At 69.5% G+C, this 26,530-nt stretch carries 22 protein-coding genes, 1 tRNA gene and 3 pseudogenes; 9 read left to right on the top strand and 17 right to left on the bottom strand.

What is annotated here, in order from left to right; all coding sequences use genetic code 11:
- Window positions 1-155 precede the first annotated feature (155 nt).
- The 5 genes and pseudogenes from AC5P09_RS23740 to AC5P09_RS23760 all read right to left on the bottom strand — a co-directional run bounded on the left by AC5P09_RS23740 (window position 156) and on the right by AC5P09_RS23760 (window position 3,005).
- Entirely contained in the window at window positions 156-602 is a 447-nt protein-coding gene (locus tag AC5P09_RS23740; RefSeq protein ID WP_493875805.1) for a hypothetical protein, read from the bottom strand.
- Complete coding sequence (locus tag AC5P09_RS23745; RefSeq protein ID WP_493875806.1) at window positions 599-865, bottom strand: hypothetical protein; 267 nt, start codon at window positions 863-865, stop codon at window positions 599-601. The genes AC5P09_RS23740 and AC5P09_RS23745 overlap by 4 nt, the downstream gene beginning before the upstream one ends.
- Before the next feature lie 214 nt (window positions 866-1,079).
- Window positions 1,080-1,155: transfer RNA gene (locus AC5P09_RS23750), tRNA-Arg, on the bottom strand.
- Between the two features lie 531 nt (window positions 1,156-1,686).
- A pseudogene (locus AC5P09_RS23755) lies at window positions 1,687-2,001 on the bottom strand (flavodoxin domain-containing protein); the annotation flags it as partial.
- Between the two features lie 383 nt (window positions 2,002-2,384).
- Window positions 2,385-3,005: a TetR/AcrR family transcriptional regulator gene (locus tag AC5P09_RS23760; RefSeq protein WP_493875807.1), complete on the bottom strand. Its 621-nt coding sequence runs from the start codon at window positions 3,003-3,005 to the stop codon at window positions 2,385-2,387.
- A 93-nt stretch (window positions 3,006-3,098) separates the two neighbouring features.
- Between AC5P09_RS23760 and AC5P09_RS23765 the strand changes: the two genes are divergently transcribed.
- The gene (locus AC5P09_RS23765; RefSeq protein ID WP_493875808.1) at window positions 3,099-3,923 is read left to right on the top strand and encodes an SDR family oxidoreductase; all 825 of its coding nucleotides are present in this window, start codon (window positions 3,099-3,101) and stop codon (window positions 3,921-3,923) included.
- A gap of 189 nt (window positions 3,924-4,112) precedes the next feature.
- Here AC5P09_RS23765 and AC5P09_RS23770 read toward each other — a convergent pair.
- Together AC5P09_RS23770 and AC5P09_RS23775 are read right to left on the bottom strand one after the other, a co-directional pair.
- Window positions 4,113-4,521: pseudogene (locus AC5P09_RS23770) on the bottom strand (transposase).
- Window positions 4,421-4,852 carry a transposase gene (locus tag AC5P09_RS23775; protein WP_493875809.1) on the bottom strand — a complete coding sequence of 144 codons (432 nt, stop codon included), beginning with the start codon at window positions 4,850-4,852 and terminating at the stop codon, window positions 4,421-4,423. Before AC5P09_RS23775 ends, AC5P09_RS23770 begins: the two are co-directional and overlap by 101 nt.
- A gap of 193 nt (window positions 4,853-5,045) precedes the next feature.
- On the opposite strand from AC5P09_RS23775, the gene AC5P09_RS23780 reads away from it, so the two are divergent.
- Window positions 5,046-5,312 carry a PLD nuclease N-terminal domain-containing protein gene (locus AC5P09_RS23780; protein ID WP_493875810.1) on the top strand — a complete coding sequence of 89 codons (267 nt, stop codon included), beginning with the start codon at window positions 5,046-5,048 and terminating at the stop codon, window positions 5,310-5,312.
- On the opposite strand, the gene AC5P09_RS23785 is transcribed toward AC5P09_RS23780, so the two are convergent.
- On the bottom strand, window positions 5,269-5,604 hold the full coding sequence (locus tag AC5P09_RS23785; protein WP_493875811.1) for a hypothetical protein: 336 nt from the start codon (window positions 5,602-5,604) through the stop codon (window positions 5,269-5,271). The genes AC5P09_RS23780 and AC5P09_RS23785 overlap by 44 nt on opposite strands.
- 247 nt (window positions 5,605-5,851) lie before the next feature.
- On the opposite strand from AC5P09_RS23785, the gene AC5P09_RS23790 reads away from it, so the two are divergent.
- The 7 genes from AC5P09_RS23790 (at window position 5,852) to AC5P09_RS23820 (ending at window position 15,828) form a co-directional block, all read left to right on the top strand.
- The gene (locus tag AC5P09_RS23790) at window positions 5,852-6,061 is read left to right on the top strand and encodes a hypothetical protein (protein ID WP_493875812.1); all 210 of its coding nucleotides are present in this window, start codon (window positions 5,852-5,854) and stop codon (window positions 6,059-6,061) included.
- A gap of 316 nt (window positions 6,062-6,377) precedes the next feature.
- Entirely contained in the window at window positions 6,378-7,361 is a 984-nt protein-coding gene (locus AC5P09_RS23795; protein WP_493875813.1) for a carbohydrate ABC transporter permease, read from the top strand.
- Between the two features lie 14 nt (window positions 7,362-7,375).
- The gene (locus AC5P09_RS23800) at window positions 7,376-8,209 is read left to right on the top strand and encodes a carbohydrate ABC transporter permease (protein WP_493875814.1); all 834 of its coding nucleotides are present in this window, start codon (window positions 7,376-7,378) and stop codon (window positions 8,207-8,209) included.
- A gap of 116 nt (window positions 8,210-8,325) precedes the next feature.
- Window positions 8,326-9,675: an ABC transporter substrate-binding protein gene (locus AC5P09_RS23805; RefSeq protein ID WP_493875815.1), complete on the top strand. Its 1,350-nt coding sequence runs from the start codon at window positions 8,326-8,328 to the stop codon at window positions 9,673-9,675.
- A 53-nt stretch (window positions 9,676-9,728) separates the two neighbouring features.
- Entirely contained in the window at window positions 9,729-10,808 is a 1,080-nt protein-coding gene (locus AC5P09_RS23810) for a LacI family DNA-binding transcriptional regulator (protein WP_493875816.1), read from the top strand.
- Between the two features lie 164 nt (window positions 10,809-10,972).
- Window positions 10,973-13,594: a CBM35 domain-containing protein gene (locus AC5P09_RS23815; protein ID WP_493875817.1), complete on the top strand. Its 2,622-nt coding sequence runs from the start codon at window positions 10,973-10,975 to the stop codon at window positions 13,592-13,594.
- A 101-nt stretch (window positions 13,595-13,695) separates the two neighbouring features.
- Window positions 13,696-15,828, top strand: coding sequence for an alpha-galactosidase (locus AC5P09_RS23820; RefSeq protein ID WP_493875818.1), 2,133 nt, complete (start codon window positions 13,696-13,698; stop codon window positions 15,826-15,828).
- 746 nt (window positions 15,829-16,574) lie between these two features.
- Here AC5P09_RS23820 and AC5P09_RS23825 read toward each other — a convergent pair.
- The 9 genes and pseudogenes from AC5P09_RS23825 to AC5P09_RS23865 form a co-directional block, all read right to left on the bottom strand.
- Window positions 16,575-16,913 (bottom strand): annotated as a pseudogene (locus AC5P09_RS23825) (transposase); the annotation flags it as partial.
- A 3-nt stretch (window positions 16,914-16,916) separates the two neighbouring features.
- Window positions 16,917-18,281 carry a Bcr/CflA family efflux MFS transporter gene (locus tag AC5P09_RS23830; RefSeq protein ID WP_493875892.1) on the bottom strand — a complete coding sequence of 455 codons (1,365 nt, stop codon included), beginning with the start codon at window positions 18,279-18,281 and terminating at the stop codon, window positions 16,917-16,919.
- A gap of 181 nt (window positions 18,282-18,462) precedes the next feature.
- Window positions 18,463-19,170, bottom strand: a complete 708-nt coding sequence (locus AC5P09_RS23835; RefSeq protein ID WP_493875819.1) for a gamma-glutamyl-gamma-aminobutyrate hydrolase family protein — start codon at window positions 19,168-19,170, stop codon at window positions 18,463-18,465.
- Window positions 19,167-20,657: an aldehyde dehydrogenase gene (locus tag AC5P09_RS23840; protein WP_493875820.1), complete on the bottom strand. Its 1,491-nt coding sequence runs from the start codon at window positions 20,655-20,657 to the stop codon at window positions 19,167-19,169. Before AC5P09_RS23840 ends, AC5P09_RS23835 begins: the two co-directional genes overlap by 4 nt.
- Before the next feature lie 20 nt (window positions 20,658-20,677).
- Window positions 20,678-21,484 (bottom strand): acetoacetate decarboxylase family protein, encoded by an 807-nt coding sequence (locus AC5P09_RS23845; RefSeq protein ID WP_493875821.1) that lies wholly within the window; start codon window positions 21,482-21,484, stop codon window positions 20,678-20,680.
- A gap of 184 nt (window positions 21,485-21,668) precedes the next feature.
- On the bottom strand, window positions 21,669-23,033 hold the full coding sequence (locus AC5P09_RS23850; RefSeq protein ID WP_493875822.1) for a pyridoxal phosphate-dependent decarboxylase family protein: 1,365 nt from the start codon (window positions 23,031-23,033) through the stop codon (window positions 21,669-21,671).
- A gap of 42 nt (window positions 23,034-23,075) precedes the next feature.
- Window positions 23,076-23,921 (bottom strand): fumarylacetoacetate hydrolase family protein, encoded by an 846-nt coding sequence (locus AC5P09_RS23855; RefSeq protein WP_493875823.1) that lies wholly within the window; start codon window positions 23,919-23,921, stop codon window positions 23,076-23,078.
- 10 nt (window positions 23,922-23,931) lie between these two features.
- Window positions 23,932-24,876, bottom strand: coding sequence for a 3,4-dihydroxyphenylacetate 2,3-dioxygenase (locus tag AC5P09_RS23860; RefSeq protein ID WP_493875824.1), 945 nt, complete (start codon window positions 24,874-24,876; stop codon window positions 23,932-23,934).
- On the bottom strand, window positions 24,869-26,338 hold the full coding sequence (locus tag AC5P09_RS23865; protein ID WP_493875825.1) for an aldehyde dehydrogenase: 1,470 nt from the start codon (window positions 26,336-26,338) through the stop codon (window positions 24,869-24,871). The genes AC5P09_RS23860 and AC5P09_RS23865 overlap by 8 nt, the downstream gene beginning before the upstream one ends.
- Window positions 26,339-26,530 lie beyond the last annotated feature (192 nt).

Consider the following 26,530-nt stretch of genomic DNA (forward strand, 5'->3'; position numbering starts at 1 on the left):
TCTGGCCTGGGGAAACGCTCCTCCGCGGTTCTCACGTGTTCACGGGTGCTTCCCGTCCCCGTGTGTTCTGCATGCGTGCCGGCGGAGGTTGTCCGAAGAAGGCACGGGTTGCTCGGGGAGTCGGCGAGTGGCCGGCGTGAGGTGCGGGCGTCTCGTCACACCTTCTCGACTCGCACGGAGTGTCCGGCAAGGAGTTGATGCATGTCGTCAGTGTCGGAGGTGAAGACGGTTGCCTGAACTCCCTGTACGGCTTCCCGCCCTGCCACGGCCGCCAGAATGGCGTCGATGGCGTACTTGTGCCCATGCAGGCCGGCTGCTTTCAGCATGTCGCGCGCCATGGCGATCACCTGATCGTCCGTGTGCACGATGCGGATCCGGGACAGCGTCCAGTTCCACAGTGCCTGCCTCGACGTTTCGCGAGGGTCCCATGCCTCCAAGGTCGTGAGCGCCGAGGTGACGATCGGGATGTCGAGCCGCGGAGCCGTCTTGATCAGCGCAGACATCTCCCGATCGCCCTGAACCGCCTTGGACAGAGCCTCGCAGTCGAACACGAACACGCGCTGTCGCGGCCGGTGCAGTTTCGCTCGGGCTGTGCGGCTCACGCGGCCTCGTCCGGAGACGATCGCTGCTCGTCATGCCAGCCGTCGATGGCGGCGATACGGTCCAGCGCTGCTTGCTGCTCGTCGTCCGTCACGACGCCGTGCTCTTCCTCGATGCGTTCGGCCAACTCGCGCAATCGGTCCATGGCGTCCTGATGAGCGGCGGCGGCCGCGATGTAGCCGGACACCCCGCGCGCGTCGACGCGCTCCTTGATCGATTCCACCAGTTCTTCCGGCACGGTGATGGTGATCTTCCGAGTTGCCATACTTCAAGTATGCCAGATTCTGTCCGGTGCGGGTGGCCTCCTCGGGATCCTCACCTGCTTCGGGCCGCCCTCCCGACAGACGCCGTGCAGACCTGCGAGAGGCGTGTCTCGGGGCGCGTGGGGATGTGGACTCCTTGTGGACTCCAGACATGAGGAAAGCCCCCTCGTTCGAATGGAACGAGGGGGCCTGGAACTCCCTTACCTGCGGTGCAGGTGGTGCCCCCGGCAGGATTCGAACCTGCGACACCCGCTTTAGGAGAGCGGTGCTCTATCCCCTGAGCTACGAAGGCGGGGGCTTGTAGAAAACCTTGGAGAAAATCCAGGAAGTGGATCTTCGGCGAGGATCACAAGCCCGCTGGTCAGACATGGTGCGACGTCCTCCGCAGTGTCACCTGAGCAGACAACGCGACGTACCGAAGACCGACCAGTGACAGCGTAGCGGATGCGCGCCAGCGAGCGTCGTCGGTATGGGGGCAGACGAGAAGGGGTGGCACGCAGGAGTGCCTATGACCTGCTGATTCTGCAGTCTTCTCCGATGGATGGGTAGATGCTCAAGTGCCAGAGGTCGAGGATGGAAGGGCCGTTCTGCACTCTGTGTCGGCTTGTGTGGCATTTTGCGGTCTCGCTCGACACCTGGCCTGGCCGGCCGCCCGGTGTCGGCGCCGCGGGCGCGCAACCCTTCCTCGTCCTGCTCGGAAGCTGCGCCGGCGGGCTGACCCCAGCCCGTGAAGGGCCCCGGCCTCCACTACGCGGCAGGAGGCAACTGGACGCTGCCTTACGCCTCGCGATCCGGCCGACGTAGGCGGCGCAGACAGCGCAGGAGTCAGCTCGTGACCGATCCGCGCCGCGCACGTCTCGATCCGCTCGAAGTCGCGAAGGTCCCGCCCTTTGCGCTACGGGCAATTACCCGCGCGATCCAGCCTTCGCGCCCTCCTCAGGCAGCCTCCGAAGGTGACGTGCTCCCTGGCATCGAGCCGGGCCAAAGCCTTCTTCACGCCGGGCACCGGTGGGATGTCCTGCTCCGAGGCCGAGGGGTCGAGCGGGCCGCTGCTGAAGAATCACACCGGGCGTTCGGCCAGGGCCTTGCCGTGACGCCGGACGAAGCGGCGGGCGTTCTTGTGCCAGCAGTCGGCGTGGAAGTGTTCTTTTTCGTTCAGCATGTCTCATGAGACATCGACTGGTAGGAGGCGTCCCTGCCCAAGCTTCTGCGGTGCTCAATTCGCCTTCGCAGCTCGAGGCAGCGGTGCCGAGACACTGGCACGCCATGGCACTGGAGGCAGGGCTTGCACAAGGTCAGCTTCAGAGGACAGTGACGCCGCGATGACCGGTCAGCTCCCCCTCGCTGACCCTTGGCCGGCCACGAGCGAATGGGGATCGTCGGAGCTGAAAAGTTTCAGGTACGGAAGGATGGCCCGCGCCGGACCGCCGTGGTGCGGCAAAACCCGCATCACCCTCTTGGGCCGAGCTTGCGTCGATCAGCGCAGGGTGAGCTTCCGCGCTCATGCTGACCCAGTCGGGGCTACTCCGCGAACGCGCCCATCGCGCGGTCGAGCAGCACAGCCAAGGGGACGGATCCCTCGCAGGCCACCCAGCCGGTGGAGGCGGCGTCCAGGCAGGCGAGGGCGGCCGCGACGAGCGCGTTCGGCCTGGGGTCTTCCGGCTGGTCGGGGCTGACGTCCAGTCGCCGTGCGATGTCCGGTACCAGCATCTCCTGCCAGTGCAGTTGCTTCTCGTAGTGCCGGGCGCGCAGTGACGGGGTCTCTTGGAGCATGCGCAGGTAGCGGAGCGTCTGCTCGGGTGCTGCCTCGTTCATCCGCGTCAGGACGTCGAACGCCCTGCGCAGTGCCTCCCAGGGCCGCTCCCCGTCGGGGCGCGCGGCGAGTGCCTCCGCGATCTGGCGACCGGTGTCCTCCAGGCCGACCAGGACGATGTCCTCCTTGGTGCCGAAGTACCGGAAGAGGCTGGCGCGCGACAGTCCCGCCTCGGCGGCGATCTGGTCGACGGTCGTCCGGTCGAAGCCCTGCTCGGTGAAGAGCCGGAGCGCAACGTCGACCACTTCCGTGCGGACCGTCGCCCGCATGCGCTCACGCAGGCCGGGCTTGGCGGCGGGGCGGGCGGGAGTACCGGCGGTGTCAGTCATGCGCGAAGGGTACATCCAAACTCAGCTTGAAACGGAGTATCAGAACGAGCTAGCATCTCGGCCAGGTACTTCGTTTCGAACGGGAGTGTTCTCATGAGCAAGGTCTGGTTCATCACTGGCTCGTCGCGTGGTTTCGGTCGCCAGTTCACCGAGGCGGCCTTGGAACGCGGCGACAAGGTCGCGGCCACCGCCCGCAACACCGACTCCCTGAAGGACCTGCTCGCCGCCCACGGCGAGGCGATCCTTCCGCTGACCCTGGACGTGACCGACAAGGCCGCCGCGTTCGAGGTCGTCGAGCGCGCGCACGCCCACTTCAGCCGCTTGGACGTCATCGTCAACAACGCCGGCTACGGCCTGTTCGGCGCCGTCGAGGAGCTGACCGAGCAGCAGGTTCGCGGCCAGATGGAGACCAACTTCTTCGGCGCCCTGTGGGTGACCCAGGCCGCCCTCCCGCTCCTGCGGACCCAGAGCAGCGGTCACATCGTGCAGATCTCCACCGTCGGCGGTGTCACGGCCTTCCCCAATCTCGGCGGCTACAACGCCTCCAAGTGGGCCCTGGAGGGACTGACCGAGGCCCTCGCGCAGGAGGTCGCCGGCTTCGGGATCAAGGTCACCCTCGTCGAGCCCGGCGGTTTCGCCACCGACTGGTCCGGCGCCTCCGCCGTCTTCGCCGGGCAACTGCCCGCCTACGACGACCTGCGCGCGGCCGTGGCCGCCGGCTGGAGCGGGATCAAGGTCGGCGACCCGGCAGCCGCCGGCCCGGCGCTCCTGAAGATCGTCGACGCCGACAACCCGCCGCTGCGCGTCTTCTTCGGCACCGCACCCCTGGGCATGGTTCCTCATGTCTACGCCGAGCGCCTCAAGACCTGGCAGGACTGGGCCGACGTCTCCACCCAGGCCCAGGGCGCCTCTGCGTGAACCGAGCCTTGGTGCCGCTCAGGACCTGAGCCTGAAGGGGCGGACCACCTCTTGGCGCGCTGAGGGGTGGCCCGCCGCGAGGCCGGCGAGCAGTGGAACCCGGCGTCCCGCCCTCCGGCCACCGACAACGAAATAGGCCACTGACTCCGTCGGCCGCCCACCACAAAAGATCGAGGCTGAGACCGTGTCCTACGTGGTGCGGCGGACAAGTCGTTTGTAGCAGCAGATGGCGGCGGCGAGGCCGAGGAAGGCCAGGTAGTTGCGGGGATTGCGTTCGTAGCGTGGGCTGAGTCGGCGGTAGCCGGACAGCCACGGCGTGGTGCGTTCGATCACCCAGCGGCGGCGGCCCAATCGCTTGCTGGACTCGGTTCCTTTGCGTGCGATCCGGACTCCGATGCGCTTGCCGTGTCCGCAGGTCAGCACGGTCGTAGGCTTTGTCCGCGTGCAGGCGCTGGGGCTTGAAGTGGCGGCCGCGGTGGGGGTCGTGTCTCGTTTGGTTACCCTCGATCATGGGCTTCAGCCCTTCGCTGTCGTAGGGGTTGCCGGCCGAGACGCCGACGAGAAGGGGCAGTCCGTTCGCGTCCGACAGGATGTGCATCTTGGAATCCGGCTTGCCCCGGTCCGCGGGGCTCGCACCTGTGTGTTCGCCCCCTCTTCAGCCCTGACGTGGGCGGTGTCGAGGACGACACGGGTGACATCGATGAGGCCGCCGTCGTCGAGCCGGTGCAGTACCGCTCGTGCAGACGGCCCCAGGCTCCTGCTCTCGACCAGATCAAGAACCGACGGTGGGCGGTCGACTTCGATATCCCGAAGCCAGGCGGCAGTTGGCGCCAGGCGCATCCGCCGGCCAGGACGTAGATGATGGCCGCGAACAGCGTCTCATCAGGGGTGTCCCGCGTTCCACGGCCTTGCGGCCGCACTCTCGACACTGCGCGCAGTCAGCGCCACCATCTGGCAGCTCTTCACCACCGGCGCCTGCCCCTCGGCTCCAGGTGGTATCAGTAACACTTTTGACTTACCTGGATGAGATCAAAAGTACGACGCCATCGACATCCTGTGGCAGCCAAGATCGCTTCACCTGATCGGTGAACCCGAGCTTCCCCGCCTTGAGAGGAACGTCCGATGGATGCGCAGCTTGTACACGATATGGGCCTCGCCGCAGGCGGCGACCAGGCGATCGGCCTCACGGCAGCTGCTGTGACCCTGATCTGCGGCCTTGCCTACGCAGCCTTCTTCGTGGGCGCGCTGATCAGCATCGTCAGGTCCGCGCTTGCCGGAGGGATGAAGCTGGTCTGGATTGTTTTCGCCTTCGTGGCCCCGTTCCTCGGATCTCTGTGCTGGTTCCTCATCGGCCGTCGGGACTCCCGGCGTCGGCCGGGCAGCGTCTGATACCGAGAGCGGCCCATGCCCGCTTGTCGGCCCGGCGGCCCCATGGCCCTGCCGCCAGGATGCCGGTGACGTGGTGGGCCACGAAGTCGCGCAGGCCGACCGCCATCGCGAGGCGTTCGGCGCGCCGGGGCGCGGTGACGGCGGCACCGCGGCGGTTGTCCAGGGCGCGCAGACAGCCACCGGCTGCGGCCATGGGGCCGCTCATCAAGGCGCTGCCCGCGAGGTAGCGCGGGTCCAACAGCGAGGCGAGCGACGAGGAGGGAGTTCCCGACCACCCGCCGAGGGGCGGCATTTGAAGGACCGCTCGGATGGCTCGGCTGCGCGACCTGCGCGGTAAGAGGCGGGGACCTGGACGTAAGGACAGTGGCCACCTCAGCAACTGCATCGGCCTTCGAAAAACCTGGTGGTCGACGCACTGACGATGGCCGTTGGCCGCAGCGACCTCCAGCCCGGCTGCATCGTGCACTCGGACCGCGGAGCGAACTACCCCCGCTGACGAACTCCGCCGGGACGTACGCCGGCTGGGGCTGCGGCAGAGCATGGGACGAACCGGCTCGTGCTACGACAATGCCGCCGCCGAGAGCTTCTTCGCGCTGCTGAAAGCGGAGATCGGCACCCACCACTGGCCCGACCGGACCACTGCCCTCGGCGGGACCGTCGAGGCGGCCCCGCGCCCCGAGATCGGCTGGGTCGACATCGACACCGACGACCCCGCCCTGATACCGCCCGGTCCCTACGCCCGCAGGTGACCATGAGGTTGGAGCGGAGCGCAGCGGGAGTCGTGGCGCCGGGCTTCGGGACGAGCGCGGTTCTTCCCGGCCGTGGGGCGCGGCTTCCTCCGTGGGCCATGCCGGGGTTGGCGGATCCCCACCCGAAGTCCGTCGCGAGGAATCCTCAAGACACCTCTTGACGAGTGATGCGTTAGCGCTAACACTTCACTCACATCCAGCAGCGCAGTATCGCGCAGCCGCGTCGTGAGCCCCACCTCCAGTGGCTTCTGCTTCCCCATGCTTTTCCGGCCGGTGTCCCAGCTGCACCGGACGAGCCGCCCGACGGAGCGTAAGTGTGATCGATAACATTCCTGCCACCAAGCCTTCTCCGGGGGGTGACGGCAGCCGCCGTCACCCGACCGAACCCCCGCCGTCGTCCACGGCTGGGCACCGCCGCAGGCGGGGCCGGATCCGCGCCACCCTGGAGGCGTACCTGCTTCTCGCGCCGAGCCTCGCCGGGCTCCTGATGTTCCTCGTGGCGCCCATCGTCGGGGTCGTCGTCATCAGTTTCTTCGACTGGAACCTGATGGGCACCCCGCGCTTCGTAGGGCTGGCGAACTACCGCGAGATGATGGGCGACAGCGAGGTGTGGCGCGCGATGCGCAACACCGTGTACTACGTGCTGCTGAACATCCCCGCGCAGACCGTGCTGGCGCTGCTGCTCGCCCTCGCGATGAACCGGAAACTGCGGGGCGGCAAGGTGTTCCGGGTGCTGTTCGTCCTGCCGTGGATGGCCATGCCGGTGGCCCTCGGCATCGTCTGGAGCTGGGCGTTCGACCCGCAGCACGGCGTGGTCAACCAGTTCCTGGCCCTGTTCGGCGTGGACGGCCCGGCGTGGCTGTCGTCCACCAGCTGGGCGATGCCGGTGCTGGCCTCGGTCAACATCTGGCAGTACACGGGCTACACCATGCTGTTCCTGCTGGCGGGCCTCCAGGCGATCCCCGAATCGCTCTACGAGGCGGCCGACCTGGACGGGGCCGGCACCGTGCAGCGCTTCTTCCGGATCACGCTGCCGCTGCTGCGCCCCTCGATGTTCTTCGTGCTGGTGACCAACACGATCGGGTCGTTCCAGATGTTCGACACCGTCTACGTGATGACCCAGGGCGGGCCGGGCGGCTCGACGGACACGATGAACTACCACATCTACCAGCAGGCGTTCCAGCTGTTCCGCACCGGCTACGCCTCGGCGCTGGCGATGCTGCTGTTCGCTGTGATCCTGCTGGTGACGGCCGTCCAGCTCCTGTACTTCCGCAAGCGCACCATCTACGACTTCAGCTGAGGACGGCCACGCCCATGTCTTCTCTCTCCACCGCCGTCCGCAGAACGACGCTGTACGGGATCCTCGCCGCCGGAGCGCTGCTGTCCGTCGCCCCGTACCTGCTGACGCTGAACGGCGCGCTCAAGCGGCCGTCGGATCTGCTGTCGACCGATGCCTGGACTCCCGCTCATCCGGCCACCTTCGCCAACTTCAGTGCCGTGTGGGGCCAGTACGGGATGTCGTCCTTCCTGCTGCACACCCTGATCGTGGCGGTCGTCGTCACCGCCGGTCAGGTGGTGTTCAGCGCGCTGGCGGCCTACGCGCTCGCCCGGATGGAGTTCCCGGGGCGCGACTGGCTCTTCTGGGGATACCTCGCCACGATGATGGTGCCTCAGATGATCACGCTCGTGCCGCTGTTCCTGATGATGCGTGAACTCGGCCTGGTGGACACCTACGCGGGTTTGATCCTGCCCACCGTCTTCGGCACCCCGTACGGCGTCTTCCTGGTGCGCCAGCACTTCCGCACCATTCCGCACGACCTGGAGGCCGCCGCCCGCATCGACGGGGCGAACACCTGGACCATCCTGGTGCGGATCATGCTGCCGCTGAGCCGTCCGATCCTCGCCACCCTCGCGATCATCACGTTCGTCAACACCTGGAACAACCTGATCTGGCCGCTGATCATCACCAACAGCGACCGGACCCGGGTGATCACCGTGGGCATCTCCGCCCTCCAGGGCGAACACGTCTCCGACCTGCCGCACATCGTGCTGGCCGGAGCGGCCCTCGCCCTGCTTCCCCTGATCGCGGTGTTCCTTCTGTTCCAGCGGCACATCGTGCGCTCCATCGCGCTGACCGGCCTCAAGTAGGCCGTCCGCCGCCGCGGCCCGAGCGGTCCGCGTCCACCGAAGACGTCACCGCCCATCGGCCCCCCGATTCCCCCCGCACCACCTCGCACCGCCCGCACCGAAAGGGACGCCCAACCATGTCCGCTTCCTCCAGAAGAGTCCTGGCCGCCACCGCCACCAGCGCACTCCTGCTCTGCCTCACCACCGCCTGCGGCTCGTCCGGCTCGGACACCTCCTCCTCCGGAGGCACCGTCACCCTGCGGTACGCCATCTGGGACGCCGTCCAGGAGCCGGCGCTGCAGAAGTCGATCGCCGTGTTCGAGAAGCAGCACCCGAAGATCAAGGTCAAGATCGAGCTGAACGCGTGGGCGCAGTACTGGAGCAAGCTGCAGACCCAGATGGCCGGCCGCACCGCGCCCGACGTCTTCTGGGACCACGTGGCGTACTTCCCGCAGTTCTCCCAGCAGAACGTCCTCGCCGACCTCACCCCGTACATCAAGGCCGACAAGCTGGACACGTCGATCTACGACCCCAAGCTCCTGACGGGCTGGCAGCAGGACGGCAAGCAGTACGGCCTGCCGAAGGACTGGGACACCATCGCCCAGGTCTACAACAAGACCATGCTTGAGAAGGCGGGGCTGACGCAGGATGAGCTGGGCAGCCTGTCCTGGAACACTACCGACGGCGGCAGCTTCGTCAAGGCGCTGCAGAAGCTGACCGTCGACGACAACGGCAAGCACCCGAACGAGCCGGGCTTCGACAGCAAGCACGTCAAGCAGTACGGGCTCGCGCTCGGGTCGGCCAACGGCCAGACGGACTGGTGGGACGCGGCGGTCCAGAACGGCTGCAAGCTCCAGGACAAGGCGTGGGGCAAGTGGACTATCAACCAGCCGTCGTGCGTCAAGGCCATCCAGTTCGTCCAGGACCTGCGGCTGAAGTACCACGTGGCGGTGCCGGCATCCGTCACCAACACCCCCAACGGGGCCTCCCTGCCGCAGGTCATGGCCCGCAAGCAGGCGGCCGTCGTGTGGGACGGCAGCTGGGACCTCAACGCCTACCAGAGCTCGATGAAGGGCAACTTCGGCGTCGCCGAGCTGCCCAGTGGCCCGGCGGGCAAGGGCACGGTGTACAACGGGCTCAGCAACGCCCTGTACGCGGGCAGCAAGCACCCGAAGGAGGCGTGGGAACTGGTGAAGTGGCTCGGGTCGGAGCAGTCCCAGAAGATCATCGTCTCCGAGGGGTCGGTGTGGCCGGGCATCCCCACGCTCAACAAGGACTACGTGGCTGTGTGGAAGCAGCGGGGTGTGGACGTCAGCGCCTTCTCCAAGGAGGCCGAGGGCACGACCGTCGGATATCCGCTGACCACGTCCTCGGCGACGTACAACGTCAAGGTGCAGGACGCCTTCAACCAGGTGTGGCTGGGTCAGCAGTCCCCGAAGGCGGCGGCGGACTCCGTCAACGAGGAGTCCAACGCGGCGATCAAGTAGGCAGTCACCGGCAGCACGTGCCTCGAGCGACGATCCATCAGGAGTCCACGGACATGCAGGAGCACACCCCGGCGCGCCGCGACGAGGAGCCGTCCCAGGACGGCGCCGACCGGCAGCGGTCCGTCAGTATCTTCGACGTCGCCAAGGCGGCCGGGGTGTCCCACCAGACCGTCTCCCGCGTGATCAACGACCGCCCGAGGGTTGCGAAGGCCACCCGAGCACGCGTACTGGAGGTCATCGACGAGCTGGGTTACAAACCCAACCGGCTCGCCCGGGCGCTGGCCGGGGGAGTGGTGCGCTCGGTGACGGTGCTCACCTCGGACACCACCCTGTACGGCGCCTCCCTCGCCCTGCGGGGCATAGAGGAGGCGGCCCGTGCGGCGAACTTCGCCGTGTCGGTCAGTGTCCTGGACGACAACTCCCCGCTGACGGCGGACGACGTCGCCGGCCGGCTCGCCCGTCCCGGGGAACCCGTCCTGGTGATCGCCTTCAACGCAGTCGGCGAACGGGCTTGGCAGGCGCTGCCCGCCGAGTTCCCCGCAGCCGCCGTGGTGGAGCGGCCGCGGGATGCCGGGCGGACCGGCAGACCGGAAGCCTGGCTCGACGACCGGACGGCGGCGGCCCAGGCCACCCGCTACCTGCTCGGCCTCGGCCACCGGACCGTCCACTACATGACGATCCCGTCCACCACGACCCGGGTCGGTCAGCGCGCCGAGGGCTGGCGGGACGCGCTCACCGGCGCCGGCCAACCCGCCCCCGAACCGCTGGAAGGCGGCTGGAGCCCTCGATCCGGATACCTGGCCGCTCGTAGCGTGGTGGCCGACCCGCAGGTCACCGCCGTGCTGTGCGGCAACGACGACCTCGCACTCGGTGTGCTGCGGGCGGCCCGGGAGGCAGGCCGGGACGTGCCGGGCGACCTGAGCGTCATGGGCTTCGACGACGCGCCGTACGCGGCGTACACCCACCCCACCCTGACCAGCGTACGGCTGGACTTCGAAGGGCTCGGGCGCGGCGCCTTCGGGATGCTGCACCGGCTGCTCGACCCGGACAACGCCCCGGCGCCACCGCTGTGGGCCGAACCCGACCTGATCGTCCGCGAGAGCACCGGCCCGGCACCGCACCGTCTCGCCTGACCGTTCCGGCCTGACCGTTCCGGCCTGACCGTTCCCGAAGGGGCCATCCTGGTCCTGGGGGCGGACGGCTCCGTAGCGCTCCATCTGCGGGGGATGTGAGCGATAACATCCCGTTCCCCGTTCTGTCCTCCCGCAGTGCCGCGGGAGGGGAAAGCCAGGTCCCCATGTCCCTCGTCACCCGCACTCCGGGCGCTGCGCCGCCCGGCCGCAGAAGAGCAGCCCTCGCCAGCTCGCTGCTCGCCGTAGCCGCCCTCGTCGGCACCGCCCTCGCGGTGCCCCAGACGGCGGCGGCCGCCACCCAGACGTTCACCGTCGACCTCGGTACGACCACCGGCACCGTCCTGCGCGGCTCGAACGGCGCGCTCTACGGGCAGAGCGACGACGGCGTCCCCAGCGACAACCTGCTGGCGCCGCTGAAGCTCACCACCGGCTCCCAGAAGCCCCCGAACGGCGCCCAGCACCCCAACGGGGACATCCTGGACGTGGCCCCGTCGTTCTTCCGCAACGGCGGCGGCACGATGTACACCAACATCCAGGACGAGTACTCGGACTGGCCGTACCAGAACCTCGGCATCACCGACTACCTCACCAAGGTCGACGCCGCGGTCAACGCGATCAAGGCGACCTCGTACGCCGACAAGGTCGTCTTCGTCCCCTTCAACGAGCCCGACGGCATCTGGTACACCGGCGTCAAGAGCGGCGACGCCACCACCTACCAGAACGCCCTGAACAAGTTCGACTCCGACTGGAGCGCCGTCTACGCCCGGATCCGGAGCATCATTCCCGGCGCGAAGATTGGCGGGCCCAACACCGCCGCCTTCAACAGCAAGTTCTTCGGCGACTTCCTGACCTACGCCAAGGCCAACAACCAACTGCCGGACGTGTTCACCTGGCACGAGCTCGGCCCCGGCTCCCTCTCCGCCTACCGCGGCCACTACTCGACGTACCGCTCCCTGGAGAGCGCCCGCGGCATCAGCCCGATCCCCATCAACATCGACGAGTACGCCAACCGGCGTGACCTGTCGGTGCCCGGGCAGATGGTGCAGTGGGCCACGATGTTCGAGGACACCAAGGTCTACGGCCAGCAGCCCTACTGGGACGCGGCCGGCAACATGGACGGCAACACGGCCCGCACCAACAGCCCGAACGGCTCGTGGTGGTTCTGGCACTGGTACGCCGGGATGACCGGGCAGACCGTCAAGGCGACCCCGCCACAGGTCAGCGTCCAGGACACCCTCCAGGGCATGGCCTCACTGGACACCACCCGCAAGCAGGCCCAGGTGGTCCTCGGCGGGTCGGCCACCGACACCAGCGTGGTGATCAACAACATCCCGAGCGCCACGTTCGGCAGCAAGGTGGAGGTCACCGTCCAGGCACTGGACTGGAGCGGCTACGACGGCACGTCGGCGCCGCCGCAGACCATCTCCCGCGCCGCCTTCACCCCCTCCAGCGGCTCCATCACCGTCCCGCTGACCGGCCTGAACGCCATGTCCGCCTACCGCGTCACGGTCACCCCGAACGGCGGCGGCACCGCCGCCACGCCCACCGTGCCGTCGAGCTCCTCGTACGAGGCCGAGAACGGCACCATCACCAGCGGCACGATCAGCACCCAGGGCACGGGCGCCAACTACAACACGTCGCAGCTCTACGCCGCCTCGGGCACCAAGGACGTCACCGCCCTCAACCAGACGACCAGCAAGGTCGACTTCGCGGTGAGCGTCCCGTCGTCCGGCACGTACAACCTGCGGATCTTCTACGGCAACCAGACCGGTACCCCGGCCCAGCAGGCGCTGCGGATCGACGGCGCCAACCCGGCGTTCGTCACCTACCCGTCCACGCTGAACTCCGAGTACCGCTCCACGGTCACCGTCCCGGTGACGCTGAGCGCGGGCAGCCACACCGTCTCGCTCGCCAAGTCGGACGCCACCCTGGGCACCGGCGTGGGTGACGTGACGCTCGACAAGATCGACCTGACGGCCGCGCAGAGCAACCCGGAGACGCTGTACGAGGCCACGTTCGCCGACACCAGCGGCACCGCGGGCTGGTCGTACGGCGACGTGGGCGAGGCCGGAACCGGCGCCGTCGTGCTGGATTCCAGTGACAGCACCACGTTCGACGCCTACGCGCCCACCGACGGCTACTACACCGTGAAGACCGACTACGCCTCCACGGGCGGAACGGCCGCCCTGGCCCTGAACGGCACCACCGTCGCCACCCTGGCCAACTCCAGCGGCGCCGCGGCCACCGCGAGCAACCGCCTCTACCTGGTGGCCGGCATCAACCGGATCAAGGTCAGCCCGAACAGCGGCGCCACGCTCACCCTGAAGGATTTGAAGGTGGCCGGCTCGGGTGACACCAGCGGCGTCACCAAGATCGAGGCCGAGAGCGGCACCCTGGCCGGAGCGGCCAAGGTCCAGTCGAACGTGTGGACCTCCGGCGGCAAGGACGTCGGCTACGTCGGCAACGGCAGCGCCAACACGCTGACCTTCGGCAACATCAGCGCCCCGGCCGCGGGCCGGTACGCCCTGGTGATCCACTACGCCAACAACGACCGGTCGGGCACCGCCAGCTACAACACCAACATCGTGTCCCGGACCGCGCAGCTCACGGTGAACGGCGGCACGCCCGCCACGGTGACCTTCCGCAACACCTACGGCTGGAGCGACTTCTGGTCGCTGGGCACCACGGTCAACCTCAACGCCGGAACCAACACCCTGAAGATCTCCAACTCCTCCTCCTACGCACCCGACATCGACTACATCGAGGTCGCCCCCGTGAACGGCTGACCGTTCCACCTCAGGGACCGCCGCCGATCCCGGCGGCGGTCCCTTCCCTCTGCGTGCCGCCGCACGTTCTCGCCGTCCGACCCCAAGCCCGAGAGGCCGCCATGCCGAACATCGCCCATGACCCCGAGCACCGGCTGTGGGTCCTGTCCGGACCCGGCTCCAGTTACGTGCTGCACCTCGACGACGCCGGCCGACTGCGCGGCCTCCACTGGGGGCCCCGCCTCACGCTCGAACAGGCCGTCTCCCTGCTCCGGTCCCCGGAGCCCGGCCGCCGGTCGTTCGAGGACCCCGCGGACGGCACCCTCGACCTCGACACGGCCGGAGCCATGCGTTACGCCCACTCGGGCGTTCAGGTCCGCTTCCCGGACGGCGTCCGCGACCTCGAACCGGAGCCGGCCGGCGAGGAGGTGATCGAACACGAGGACGGCACGGAACTGCTGCTGCGGTTCACCGACCGGCACTACCCCCTCACTCTTGAGACGCGCTACCGCCTGCGCACCGGCACCGATGTCATCGAACGCCACCTCGTCCTGCGCCACACCGGCAGCGAGACCGACGGCGCGATCACGGTCGTGCGCGCCGACTCCGCCACCTGGGTACTGCCAAGGCTGCGTGAGTACCGCCTGAGCCAGGTGCGGGGGCAGTGGAACGCCGAGACCCGGCTGAACCGGACCCCGCTGCCCTACGGCGAGACCGTCCTCACCAGCCGCCGCGGCACCACAGGACACCAGAGCAACCCCTGGGCCGTGATCGACGACGGCGAAGCCGACGAGGTCCACGGCGGCGTCTGGTCGTGCGCCCTCGCCTGGAGCGGAAGCTGGCGGCTCACCGCCCAACGGCTGCCCACCGAACGGGCCACCCTGTCCGCGGGCTTCGGCCACGACCCGGTCACCTGGGAGCTGCCGCCGGGCGAGGAGCTGGCCACCCCGGTCTGCGTGGGGGCGTACACCGAAGGCGGCTTCGGAGCCGCGTCCCGTCTGTGGCACCGGCACGTCCTGGACCATGTGCTGCCGCACCCGGGGGAGCTGCGGCCGGTGCTCTACAACTCCTGGGAGGCGACCGAGTTCGACATCGACGTCACCGGTCAGATCGCGCTGGCCGAGAAGGCCGCGGCGCTCGGCGCCGAGCTGTTCGTGATGGACGACGGCTGGTTCGGCGCCCGCACCCATGACGCCGCCGGCCTCGGCGACTGGACCCCCAACCCGAACCGCTTCCCCGACGGCCTCACCCCTCTGATCGACCGGGTGCACGACCTGGGTATGCAGTTCGGCCTGTGGGTGGAGCCCGAGATGGTCAACCCCGACAGCGACTTGTACCGCGCCCACCCCGACTGGGTGCTCCACCACCCGCACCGCCGCCGCACCGAGCACCGCAACCAACTGGTGCTCAACCTCGCCCGCCCCGATGTGGCCGCCTGGCTGCACAGCAGGCTCGACGAACTGCTGTCGAAGAACGCCATCGACTTCCTCAAATGGGACATGAACCGCCCCTTCTCCGAAGCCGGTTGGCCCGACGCCGACGGCGACCCCGACCGGCTGTGGATCGACCACGTACACAACCTCTACGCCCTGCTCGACCGGCTGCGCGCCGACCACCCGGACCTGCGCATCGAAACGTGCAGCAGCGGCGGCGGCCGCCTCGACCTCGGCATCCTCGCCCGCACCGACCAGGTGTGGACCTCCGACAACACCGACGCGCTCGACCGCATCGGGATCCAGCACGGCTTCTCCCAGCTCTACCCGGCCCGGGTCATGGGCGCCTGGGTCACCGACAGCCCCAACCCCTACACCGGGCGCAGCGTGCCCCTCGACTTCCGCTTCCACGTCGCCATGAACGGTGTCCTGGGCATCGGCGGCGACCTGAACCGGTGGAGCGAAGCCGAACTGGCCCGCGCGGCCGAACTCGTGGCCCTGTACAAGCGCGTACGGCACCTCGTCCAGCTCGGCGAGCAGCACCGGCTGCGGCCCCCCGGGGGCGGGGAGCTCAGCGCGCTGCAGTACCTCGCCCCGGACGGCCGGGAAGCCGCAGTGATCGCCCTGCGACGGTCACGGCACTACGGACACCACGACCCGGCCCTGCCCCTGCGTGCACTCGACCCCGCCGCCCGCTACCGCGACACAGCCACCGGCATCGTGCACCATGGCGCCATCCTGCTCAGCCACGGACTGCCCCTGGACCTCGCCGCGGACGACTATGCCTCCGCACTCGTCCACCTCGTCCGCGAGCCGGCCTGACGACGGCGCGCCACCTTGACCGTGTCAGCGATCGAGTTCTGCCCGGACCGCCCACCTGGCCGGGCCGGGCGGGTCCGTCAATCGAACGGCTCTGTCCCGAATCGGCCGGGCAAGCCGCAACCGCCCAGTCTCGGTCAGGGGGTGCATCACGGTGGGGCATGAGGGCCTTTCGTTGTTCGGTGGAGATGTCGGAATCCACACCGAACCCGGAAGGCCCTCACTCTTTCAAGATCACTCTCCAGTGATCGCTGTCACCAACCTCCGTGGACAGAACACCTAGCCCTCCAGGAAGGCGTCGAATTCCGCGATCCCCAGGTGTGCGACCTGCGCGGCGGCTCGTCGTAGGGGACCCACACCAGTTGCGTGCCGTCAGGCGGGCATGCAGGCCGCCGGCGCGGGAGCATGCGCGGTGAACAAGCGGCGCTCCACGCGCCGTTGGGCCGCCCTGCCGCGTTCGGCAGGGGGATCCGGCCGGTGACCTTGCCCAGCCGGAGCTCTCCGGCAGGGGCCATCGCGCGGGCGAGGCGGCCGGCGGCCTGCTGGTACGGCTCGCCCGTCCGGCGCCGGACGGCGGGCAAGGCAGACGGCCGGCCGTCGCCCGGCGTCTCGGGACAGATCAGCAAGCGCCCGGACCGCGCCGGGGCCGACCTCCCGAGTATCCGCCCTATGTCTATGTCCTCTTCCTCGCGCTTCGCGGCATCCACGGCTCCGCCCGCTACTGCGCCGGCGACCTGCAGTACAGCGGCGTCCGGTGCCGCTTGCCCGGCCAACTTCCAGACGTGTTCGCGGACACGGGCCCGCGCGGTGCGGATCGCCGCCAGGGCCTTCGACCCGGCCGAGGCGAGAGCGTCGATGAGGCGGGAGACGGTGGGGTCGGAGGCCACCGGACCGAACACGGCCGGTTCGGCCCGCAGCATGCCCACATCGGCCAGACAGTCCCCGCCGAGCGCGACCGCCAGGGCCACATCCAGCAGGATCTTCCCCGGATCGTGCACCGCCCGCGCCTTGCACCACGGTGCCAGAGCCGCCGATATCGCCTGGTCCAGCCCGGTCCTACGGGCCGTCTCCACCAGCAGGACGCCTCCGGTTCACGCATCGCGCATGCATGAAGGGGGCGTGCGCGGGCTCGCTGCCGGGCTCCTGAGCAAGAACGTCCCTTGGCGCGGCTGGTTGGCCACCTGACGACTACTCCACCGCTCGTCGGGGGCTGGGTGTCGAGGGGACCTGCGGGTGGCCGGCTGCCCTGCGCCGTGGGTCCGCCAGGGGCGGGCCAGGAACGCCAGCGCGATTGCGGCGCAGAGCGTAGCGCTCAGCATGATGACCGCCATCGGCAGGGGACCGCCGGTGCCGAACATGCCCACGAGTGGGGAGGCGAGGGCTCCGAACAGGAACTCCACCCCGCCGAGCAGTGCCGAGGCTGCTCCGGACGTCTTCCGGCCCAGTGACTGCCCGAGAGACATACCGGCCGGGAAGACGATCCCGATGCCGAACAGAGAGACGAACAGGCAGGCCCAGGTGCCGGTCAGATTGCCGCCGCCCGCAGCGAGCATGGTTACCTGCAGCAGCGTGCCTGCGAGCGCCACCGCCGTCCCGGCCGTCAGCAGGGCGCCCACCGGCAGGCGTCTGGAGAGGGCCCCGAAGGTCCAGCCGGCGAGCACCATGCCCGCCGCGTTGGTCGCGAAGATCAGGCTGTACCTCGTGGCGGACACCGCGTACAGGTTCTCGAAGACGAAGCTGGAGCCGGCGATGTACGAGAAGAGCGCCGCGGCGCTGAACGCCTGGGTCAGCATGCAGCCGACGAACGCGCGGCGGCGGAGCAGCCGGCCCATGGCCCGGAACGCGATGACCACCCCGCCCTGGTGGCGCCGCTCTGGCGGCAAGGACTCACGGACGCCGAACAGCGCGGCCAGGACGAGCAGGATTCCGATGAAGGTGAGCATGACGAAGACGGCCCGCCAGCTCGCGACCGACAGGATCGCACCGCCGAGCACCGGGGCTGTGACGGGCGCCAGGCCCAGCACCATCGACAGCAGCGAGAAGTAGCGAGGAAGTTCGGGGCCGTGGAACCAGTCGGTGACCACTGCCTGCGCAAGCACCATTCCGGCAGCCCCGGCGACGCCCTCCAGGAACCGCACAGCGATCAGCGCCTGGATGTTGGGGACGAGCGCGCAGGCCAGGGACAGCACGGCGAACAGCGCGGTGCCGGGCAGGAGCAGGCGGCGGCGTCCGAGACCGTCGCTGAGTGGCCCGATGACCAGTTGGCCCAGGACGAGCCCGGCCAGGAAGGCAGTCATGGACAGTTGCACGGCCGGTTCCCCTGCATGCAGGGCCCGCCCCAGTTCGGGGAAGCCGGGCACGTACATGTCCGTGGCCAAGGGGGCCACGGCGGTGAGCGCGCCGAGAACCGCGATCAGGACGCCGGTCCGCCGGGGCGGGCCGGTGCCAGTGGAGATTGATGAGCGGTGCGCCCAGACGTGCCACGGCCGTCGCCCTGCCGGCCGACGACCGGGGCGGCCCCGTGCCGTGCTTTTGTCACTGAGGTCTTGTGGAGCCTCTGGTTCGGCGGCGAGGACCGGCGCGGTGCCTTGGACATGCCCGCGTGGCGGCGAGTTGCCGAAGCCCCATCCGGGCTGCTCAGTGGGAACGGGCATGACGTACCAGGGCGCCGAACAGGTGTTGCTGGGCGGGGTCACGGTGCGCGGTGTCCTCCGGATGCCACTGCACCGCCACGAACCACCCTCGTGCGTTGGGTAGTTCGAGGGCTTCGACCGTGCCGTCCTCGGCTGTGGCAGCCACGGTCAGGCCGTCGCCGAGGCGGTTGACCCGCTGGTGGTGGTAGCAGGACGCCTCGATCTTGTCGGCGCCCACCGCCTGCGCCGTCAGCGTTCCCGAGCGGATGGTCACCGGGTGCAGCAGATGGCGGTGCTCGCGGTCGGGGCCGCCCATGTCCTGCTCCAGCGTGCCGCCGAGGGCGACGTCGACGATCTGGAGGCCGCGGCAGATCGCCAGCAGCGGCATCCCGGAGTCCAGTGCGGTACGGGCGACGTGGAGGTCGAAGGCGTCCTGGAGGTCGTCGACGTCGTAGACGGTGGCGTGGGTGTCGGTGGCGGCGTAGCGGTGCGGGGCGAGGTCGCCGCCGCCGGGGAGGAGGACGCCGTCGAAGCGGGTGAGCCGGGCGGCGACGTCGGTGTCGGCGGGGTCGGAAGGGTGGATGCTCACCGGTTCGCCGCCGGCGCGCCAGACGGCCTCGACGAGGGCCCGGGCGTTGACTTCGGCGGCGTACCGCAGCGCGGAGGTCGTGGCGGAGAAGCGGGCCGGGATGGCGATCAACGGGCGCGTCACAGCTGGATCCAGGTGGTCTTGAGCTCGGTGTACTTCTCCAGGGCGTGGACGGACTTGTCGCGGCCGTTGCCGGACTGCTTCATGCCGCCGAAGGGGACGGTGAGGTCGCCCTCCTCGTAGCAGTTGACCCAGACCGTGCCGGCCTTCAGGGCGCGGGAGACCTGGTGGGCGGTGGACAGGTCGGAGGTCCACAGCCCCGCGGCGAGGCCGTACTCGGTGGCGTTGGCCAGCCGTACCGCCTCGTCGAGGTCGTCGAAGGTCAGGACGGACAGCACGGGGCCGAAGATCTCCTCGCGCGCCAGCCGCATGCAGGGCTCGACGCGGTCGAAGACGGTGGGTTGCAGGAAGCTGCCGCCGGTGGCGGTGAGGGCGCGCTCGCCGCCCGCGCGCAGTCGGGCGCCCTCCGCCTGCCCGGCGGTGACGTGGTCGAGGACGCGGCCGAGGTGGGCCTTCGAGACGAGGGCGCCCATCTCGGTGGCGGGGTCGAGGGGATCGCCGACCTTCAGTTCCCGCGCCCGCCGGACCACCGCGTCGGTGACCTGCTCGGCGATGGAGGAGTGCACGAGGAGCCGGGAGGGGGCAGTGCACATCTCACCCTGGTTGAAGAAGATGCCCCAGGCGGCGGTAGCGGCGGCCTTCTCCAGGTCCGGGGCGTCGGGCAGCACGATGTTCGGCGACTTGCCGCCGAGCTCCAGCCAGACGCGTTTGAGGTTGGAGTCGGCGGCGTAGCGCAGGAAGTGGCGGCCGACGGCGGTGGAGCCGGTGAAGGCGAGGACGTCGATGTCCGGGTGCAGGCCGATCGCCCGGCCGGCGGTCGGGCCGTCGCCGGTGACGACGTTGAGGACGCCTGGAGGCAGGCCGGCGTCGGTGCCGATGTGGCCCAGCAGCAGCGCCGACAGCGGCGACGATTCAGACGGCTTCAGGACGACGGTGCAGCCCGCGGCGAGGGCCGGGGCGACCTTCCAACCGGCGAGGGTGAGCGGGAAGTTCCACGGTACGACCGCACCGACCACGCCGGTCGGCTCGCGTGTGACGAGGGCGAGGGCGTCGGGCGCGGTGTGCGGGGACTCGTCGGTGAGCTTGTCGGCCAGCTGCCCGTACCAGCGAAACGTGTTGATGACGGCGCGCAGTTCGATGTCGTACGCGTCGGTGACGGGCTTGCCCATCTCCAGGCTGACCGTGAGCGCCAGTTCCTCGCGTCGCTCGTCGAGGAGTTCGGCGATCCGCAGGAGGATCCGGCCGCGTTCGGCTGGGGCCAGGCGCGGCCAGGGGCCGGAGTCGAATGCGCGGCGTGCGGACGCGACCGCGAGAGCGACCTCGGCCTCACCCGCGTCGGCCACGTGGGTGAGGATCTGTCCGTCGCGGGGCGCGATGACGGCGAACGTCGCGCCACTGCCGCTTTCGGCCCGGCCGTCGATGTGGTGCTGGGTGGGCGGGACGAGTGCCTCGGCCCGGGTCAGCAGTTCCTGATGGGTGACGTTGCGCATGGCTGTCTCCGTACGACCCTCTACTCGGCGCCGGACATACCGGACTCCAGCAGCCGGCCGCCGTCCCAGACGACGCCGACCTGGCGGTAGTAGGCGGCGATCGGCTCGCGGATCTCCAGGCGGGCCAGTTCCTCGGTCGGCGACTCGAACAGCTCCAGGTCGGCGTCGCCGACCCAGGACTGACCGCCCTCGAAGGAGGCGGCGCCGGACTCGATCAGCTCGTCCAGGGCGAGGCCCTTGCCCTTTTCGATCGAGGGCAGCCAGCGGTGGTGGGCCATCGGGTGGGCGTTGACGAACCCGTTCGTCTCCGACGGCTCGCGCAGGGTGACCACGGTCTGGGCCAGGCGCCGGTCGGCGGCGGCGAGGGTGGCGCCGAAGCGGGCGCCGGCCTCGATGCGGGGCGCCGGCCCGTACGGGTGCGGGCGGGTCTGGTGGATGGAGCCCAGCTTCTTCGGATACCCCTGGTGCAGACCGCGGGCGATCGCGAAGTCCTTGTCGACCCAGATGTACACGCAGCGGGTGTAGGTCCGGCCCTTGTACGTGCAGCGGACGACCGCGAACGCCTCCTTGTACTGGGCGCGCACCGGGTCCAGCAGCTCGACGCCGGAGGCTGAGCAGGACTGCCAGTCGGCCCAGATCAGCGCCACCGCGCCGGGGTCCTCGTCGGCGAGTTCCAGCGGCTCGGGCAGCAGTTCCCGTACCCGGGCGGGGTCGGTGCGGTACTCGACGGTGAGCAGGTCGCCGGAGTAGCGCCACGGCGGGGAGGGGATCAGCGACGAAACACCCGTCGCCGTCTTGGGGTGGAAGTAGCCACGGACACTGGACATGTCGTCACGCTCCAGGGAGATGAGCAGGGGCGGGCACGCCGCCTGCGGCAGGCACGGCGGGCGGGGATGAAAAGGAAAAGGAGAGGGTGCGCCGTCGCGTGAGGTTCGGGTGCGAGCTGCGCGGGCGCCCGGCTTCCGGCTCATCGCCGGCGGGGCCGGGGTGAGCCGGTGACGCCCGGGGCGGTCACGAGCGGGCGAGCTGCTCCAGCCGCTGGTGGAGCTGCTCGACGTAGGTCTCGGACTCGGGCTTCATCAGAACGCTGCGCAGGATCCGCGCACCGTCGGCGTCCGCGGTGATCTTCGGGTGGCGGGAGGTGAAGCGCTCGGCGCCGACGCGGAGGGTGCTGAGGAAGACCGGGTCGTGGCTGTCGGTCATGCCTTCCTGCAGGATCCGGTTGCTGGCCGCGTCGATCTGCGACAGCGTGTTGCCGGCGGTCACGGGGAAGTAGCTGACGATGTCGAGCTGCGGGGGCTGGTACAGCTCCAGGTACTCGGAGCCCTCGATCAGTTCCGCCGAGCGCAGCGCCGCCCGCCGGCCGGCCGCCAGCACCTGGCCCAGCCCTTCGCGGGTGGGCGGCAGCAGCTGGAAGGTCAGCCACAGCGCGGCGGCCGCCGCGCCCGCGCGGGAGCACTCCAGGCTGATCTCGCCCAGGTGCAGTTCGTCGGAGGTGAAGTACGTGTACGGCGAGTCGTGCAGGTAGAACCGGCCGACCGAGGGGTCGCGGAAGAGGACCGCGCCGCAGCCGTAGGGCTGCAGGCCGTGCTTGTGCGGGTCCACCACGATGGAGTCGGCCCGGGCGACCGCCTGCCAGGGCTCGGCCGGCAGGCCCTCTGGGCCGTCGGCGCCGGCCAGCAGCGTGAAGAACCCGCCGTAGGCGGCGTCGACGTGGATGCGCACGCCGTACCGCTCGCGCAGCGCCAGCGCCTCGTGGACCGGCTCGATGGCGCCGAGCCCGGTCGTACCGGTGGTGAGTACGACGGTGCCGACCTGCCCGCCGCGCAGCAGTTCCTCCAGCGCGTCGAGGTCCATGCGGCCGAGGTCGTCGGTGGCGACGGGGAAGCCTTCCACCCCGAGGACGCCGCACATCCGGCCGTGCGTGTAGTGCGCCTCGGTGCTGTACGCGATGCCCTTGCCGGGGTGAAGTTCGCGGGCGACGAAGAGCGCTTCGAGGTTGGCTATGGTGCCGCTGGTGGTCAGGTGCCCGAGGTGGGTGTCGTAGCCGAACATCGTGGCCAGCTGCTGGACCACCTCACGCTCCATCGCGGCGGTGGCCGGCCCGCCGTCAAGGGCGTGGTTGTTGGGGTTGATCAGCATCGCGGTCAGGTAGCCGACCACGGCCGCCGGGTGCGGCGGCTTGAGCATCTGGCCCGCGTAGCGGGGGTGGAAGAAGGGATAGTTGTCCTTCAGCCGCTCGGTGAAGACCTCGAACGCGGCGGCGAACCGGCTGTCGTCGACGGCCAGCGCCGGGTGCGGGTCGAAGGGGCCGAAGGTCGTCGCCCACTCGGCGTTCGACGCGACCGCCTCGGCCAGCCACTTGTTCAGATCCATCTCGTCAGTCCTCCGTGATCTCGCGTGTTGACGTGGTCGGGCTCAGCGCTTGGGCGGCCGGATGCCGCGGAACTCCCAGTCGCCGCCGAGGGCGGTGGACAGGACTTCCTCGGACTCGGTGGGCTGGGCACCGACGTCTCTACGGATGGCGGTCGGGCCGGTGACGATGTGGTTGGTGAGGCGGCCGAGGCCCTCGACCTCGACCTCGACGACGTCGCCGGGCCGGACGGGGCGCGAGTTGGCCGGGGTGCCGGACAGAAGTACGTCTCCGGGGTGGAGGGTGATAGTACGGGCGATGTCGGCGACGAGGTAGTGCATGTCCCACTGCATCTCGTCCGTCGAGCCGTCCTGGACGACCTTGCCGTTGACGTACGTGCGCAGCGCCTTGCCGTGGAAGTCCCAGTCTGTGACCAGGCCGGGGCCGAGGGGGCAGAGGGTGTCGGAGCCCTTGACGCGGAGCATGGATCCGGCGTCGGTGTCGCGGAAGTCGTGCAGGCCGTAGTCGTTGGCGATGGTGTAGCCGGCGATGTAGTCGCCCGCCTCGGCCGGGGAGACGTTCCGCGTCGTCCTGCCGATGACGATGGCGACCTCGCCCTCGTAGTTGAGCCACTTGCAGCCCTCGGGGCGGACGATCGCACCCTTGTGGGAGTTGAGGGACGAGGTCGGCTTGTGGAAGTAGGTGGGGGTGGCCGGGAGGTCGATCTTGAACTCGTCGACGCGGCTGCGGTGGTTGAGGTGGACGGCGATCACCTTGGAGGGGACGACCGGGGGCAGGTGCTGGGCCTCCTCCGTCTTGACACGGCGGCCGTCAGCGGCGAGGAGCTCGTCACCGTCGACGGTGACCTGGACGGCGGCGCCGTCGAGCAGGATGCGGCGGTATTCGGGCATGGCGGGGCTCCTAGATACGGCTGTGCGGAGAACGTGGGGACGGGGAGGCAGGCAGGTCGGCACCGGTCCAGCCGGCGGCCGGGCGGTCGAACCAGAGGTGGACCTGACCGGTGCCGACGGAGTTCTCGTACTCGCCGTACCGGCGGGCCTTCGCCACGCAACGCTGCTCGCCGAGGGCGCCGGCCATCATCAGGTAGTGGAAGAACTTCGCCTCGGGCTTGTGCTTCCAGAAGGCGTCCATGGTGTCGAGGACCTTGTCGTGCCGGCCCTCCTCGAACCAGGCGATGCGCTCCTCGTCGGCCGCGCGGGCCTCGGGCGTGAAGATGTGCGCCGGGTCGCTGGCCTCATGCTTCCGGATCTCACGCAGCGGCCAGAAGGTGTGTGAGAGGGCGCCCGAGGCGATGACCAGGACCCTGCGCCCCGGGGTGGCGGCGATTCCGTCGGCCAGGGCGCGACCGAGGCGGAGGTGGTCCTCCATGTCGCCGGTCTGGCAGACACCGATGGTCACCCACCGCTTGTCGGGCAGGCCCTCGCCGAGGAACTTCCAGAGGTTGGTGGTGGCGTAGTAGATCGGCAGGTAGTCGTCGTCGATCGGGGTGATCCAGGTGCCGTGTTTGTCGGCGAAGGAAGCGATGTTGTGGGCGAGCTCAGGGTCGCCGGGGAAGTCGTACGGCATCCGGCACATGCCGCGCGGCAGCTCCTCGGAGGTGAACAGCCCGGCCCGTCGGTCCTGCGCCGTCACCACGAACTCCACCGTGGTCGCCCAGTGGGAGTCGAGGACGACGACGGTGTCGTACTCATGGGCGGCATCGCGCTCGAAGACGTCTTGACGAAGCTGGTGGAGGCCGGTGACGAGGGTGATCTCCTTGCCCTCGTTCAGCGCCAGCCGCTCCTCCTCCGGGAGCACGATGGTGGGGACATGGGCGAGCAGGCCCGCCCCGACGATTTCACCCATGGTTCGTCCATCCCTTCGGGGCGGTGACGGTGTTCTTCACGTCGCAGTAGAAGTCGAAGCTCCAGGTGCCGCCCTCCCGGCCGACCCCGGAGAGGCGGGAACCGCCGAACGGGGCCTGGAGATCGCGGACGAAGAAGCAGTTGATCCACACCGTGCCCGCGACCAGCTGTCCACTGACGCGCTCGGCGCGCTCCTGGTCACCGGTGACGACCGTCGCGGCCAGCCCGAAGCGAGTGCCGTTGGCGAGGCGTACGGCTTCTTCCTCGGTGGTGAAGGTCTGCAGGGTCAGGACCGGGCCGAAGACCTCCTCCTGCACGATCTCCGAGTCCTGGGCGACGTCCGTGAGCAGGGTCGGCGCGTAGTACTGGCCGTCCTTGCGGTGGCCGCCGATGACCGCGCGGGCCCCGGCCGCGAGCGCCCGCTGCACGAAGCCGTCGATCTTCTCCAGCTGGCGGGGGTGGATGATGGGGCCGATGTCGGTTGCCTCGTCGCGCGGGTCGCCCTGCTTGAGGGCGCTCGCCTTCTCGACGAAGCGGCGTGTGAACTCCTCCTCGATCGACTCCTCGACCAGCAGCCGGGTGCCCGCCAGGCACACCTGGCCGGCGTTGTCGTACTGCTCCACCGCCAGGTCGACCGCGAGGTCCAGGTCGGCGTCGGCGAACACCAGCAGCGGTGACTTGCCGCCGAGTTCGAGGCTGAGCGGGGTGAGGTTGGCGGCGGCCGACGACGAGATCCGCTTGGCCGTCGGCACCGATCCGGTGAAGCTGATGCGGCGTACGTCCGGGTGCGAGGTGAGGGCGTCGCCGATCTCGGAGCCGTAGCCCTGGATCACGTTGAGGACGCCGGCCGGCAGCCCGGCCTCGGCGGCGATGTCGGCGAGCAGGGAGGCGGTCAGCGGGGACCACTCGGCGGGCTTGAGGATCACCGTGTTGCCGGCCGCGAGGGCCGGGGCGACCTTCCAGGTGGCCAGCATCAGCGGGGCGTTCCACGGGGTGATCAGTACGCAGGGGCCCGCCGGGTCCCAGCTGACGTGGTTGGTGTGACCGCGGGTCTCGAAGTCCTCGTGGTCCAGCGTCAGCAACCAGTTGGCGAAGAAGCGGAAGTTGTGCGCGACACGGGGCACCACACCGCGCCGGTGCGAGCGCAGCAGGGCGCCGTTGTCGCATGTCTCGACGATCGCCAGGTCCTCCAGCCGCTTCTCCACGCCATCGGCGATCGCGTGCAGGATCCGGGCGCGCTCGGCGCGCGAGGTGGCGGCCCAGCCGGGGAACGCGGCCTTCGCGGCGGCTACGGTCGCAGCCGCCTCCATCGCGGTGCCCCGGGAGATCTCGCCCAGAACGCTGCCGTCGATCGGTGAGATGTCGGTGAACGTCTCGGTGGAGGCAACGCGCTCGCCGCCGATCCAGTGCCGGGTGTCAACGGGCACACCGGCGATGACAGCTGCTTGGGGCTCGCGGGTCATGTCCCAACCTCCATTTCGTTTGGCCTCAAATAAACAGCCGGGTCGTGGCGGTGTCAAGGGTTGAAGGTAGTTTTATTTGGACCCAAACGTTTGAGGGAAGGGTCACCCTGTCACGGCAGCAGACCGGCAGTCCGGGAGGGCGCACAGTCCATCTCTGACGATGGATGCGACGCCCAAAGCCGGACGCGGCAC

The sequence above is a fragment of the Streptomyces sp. a15 genome (genome assembly GCF_059026085.1).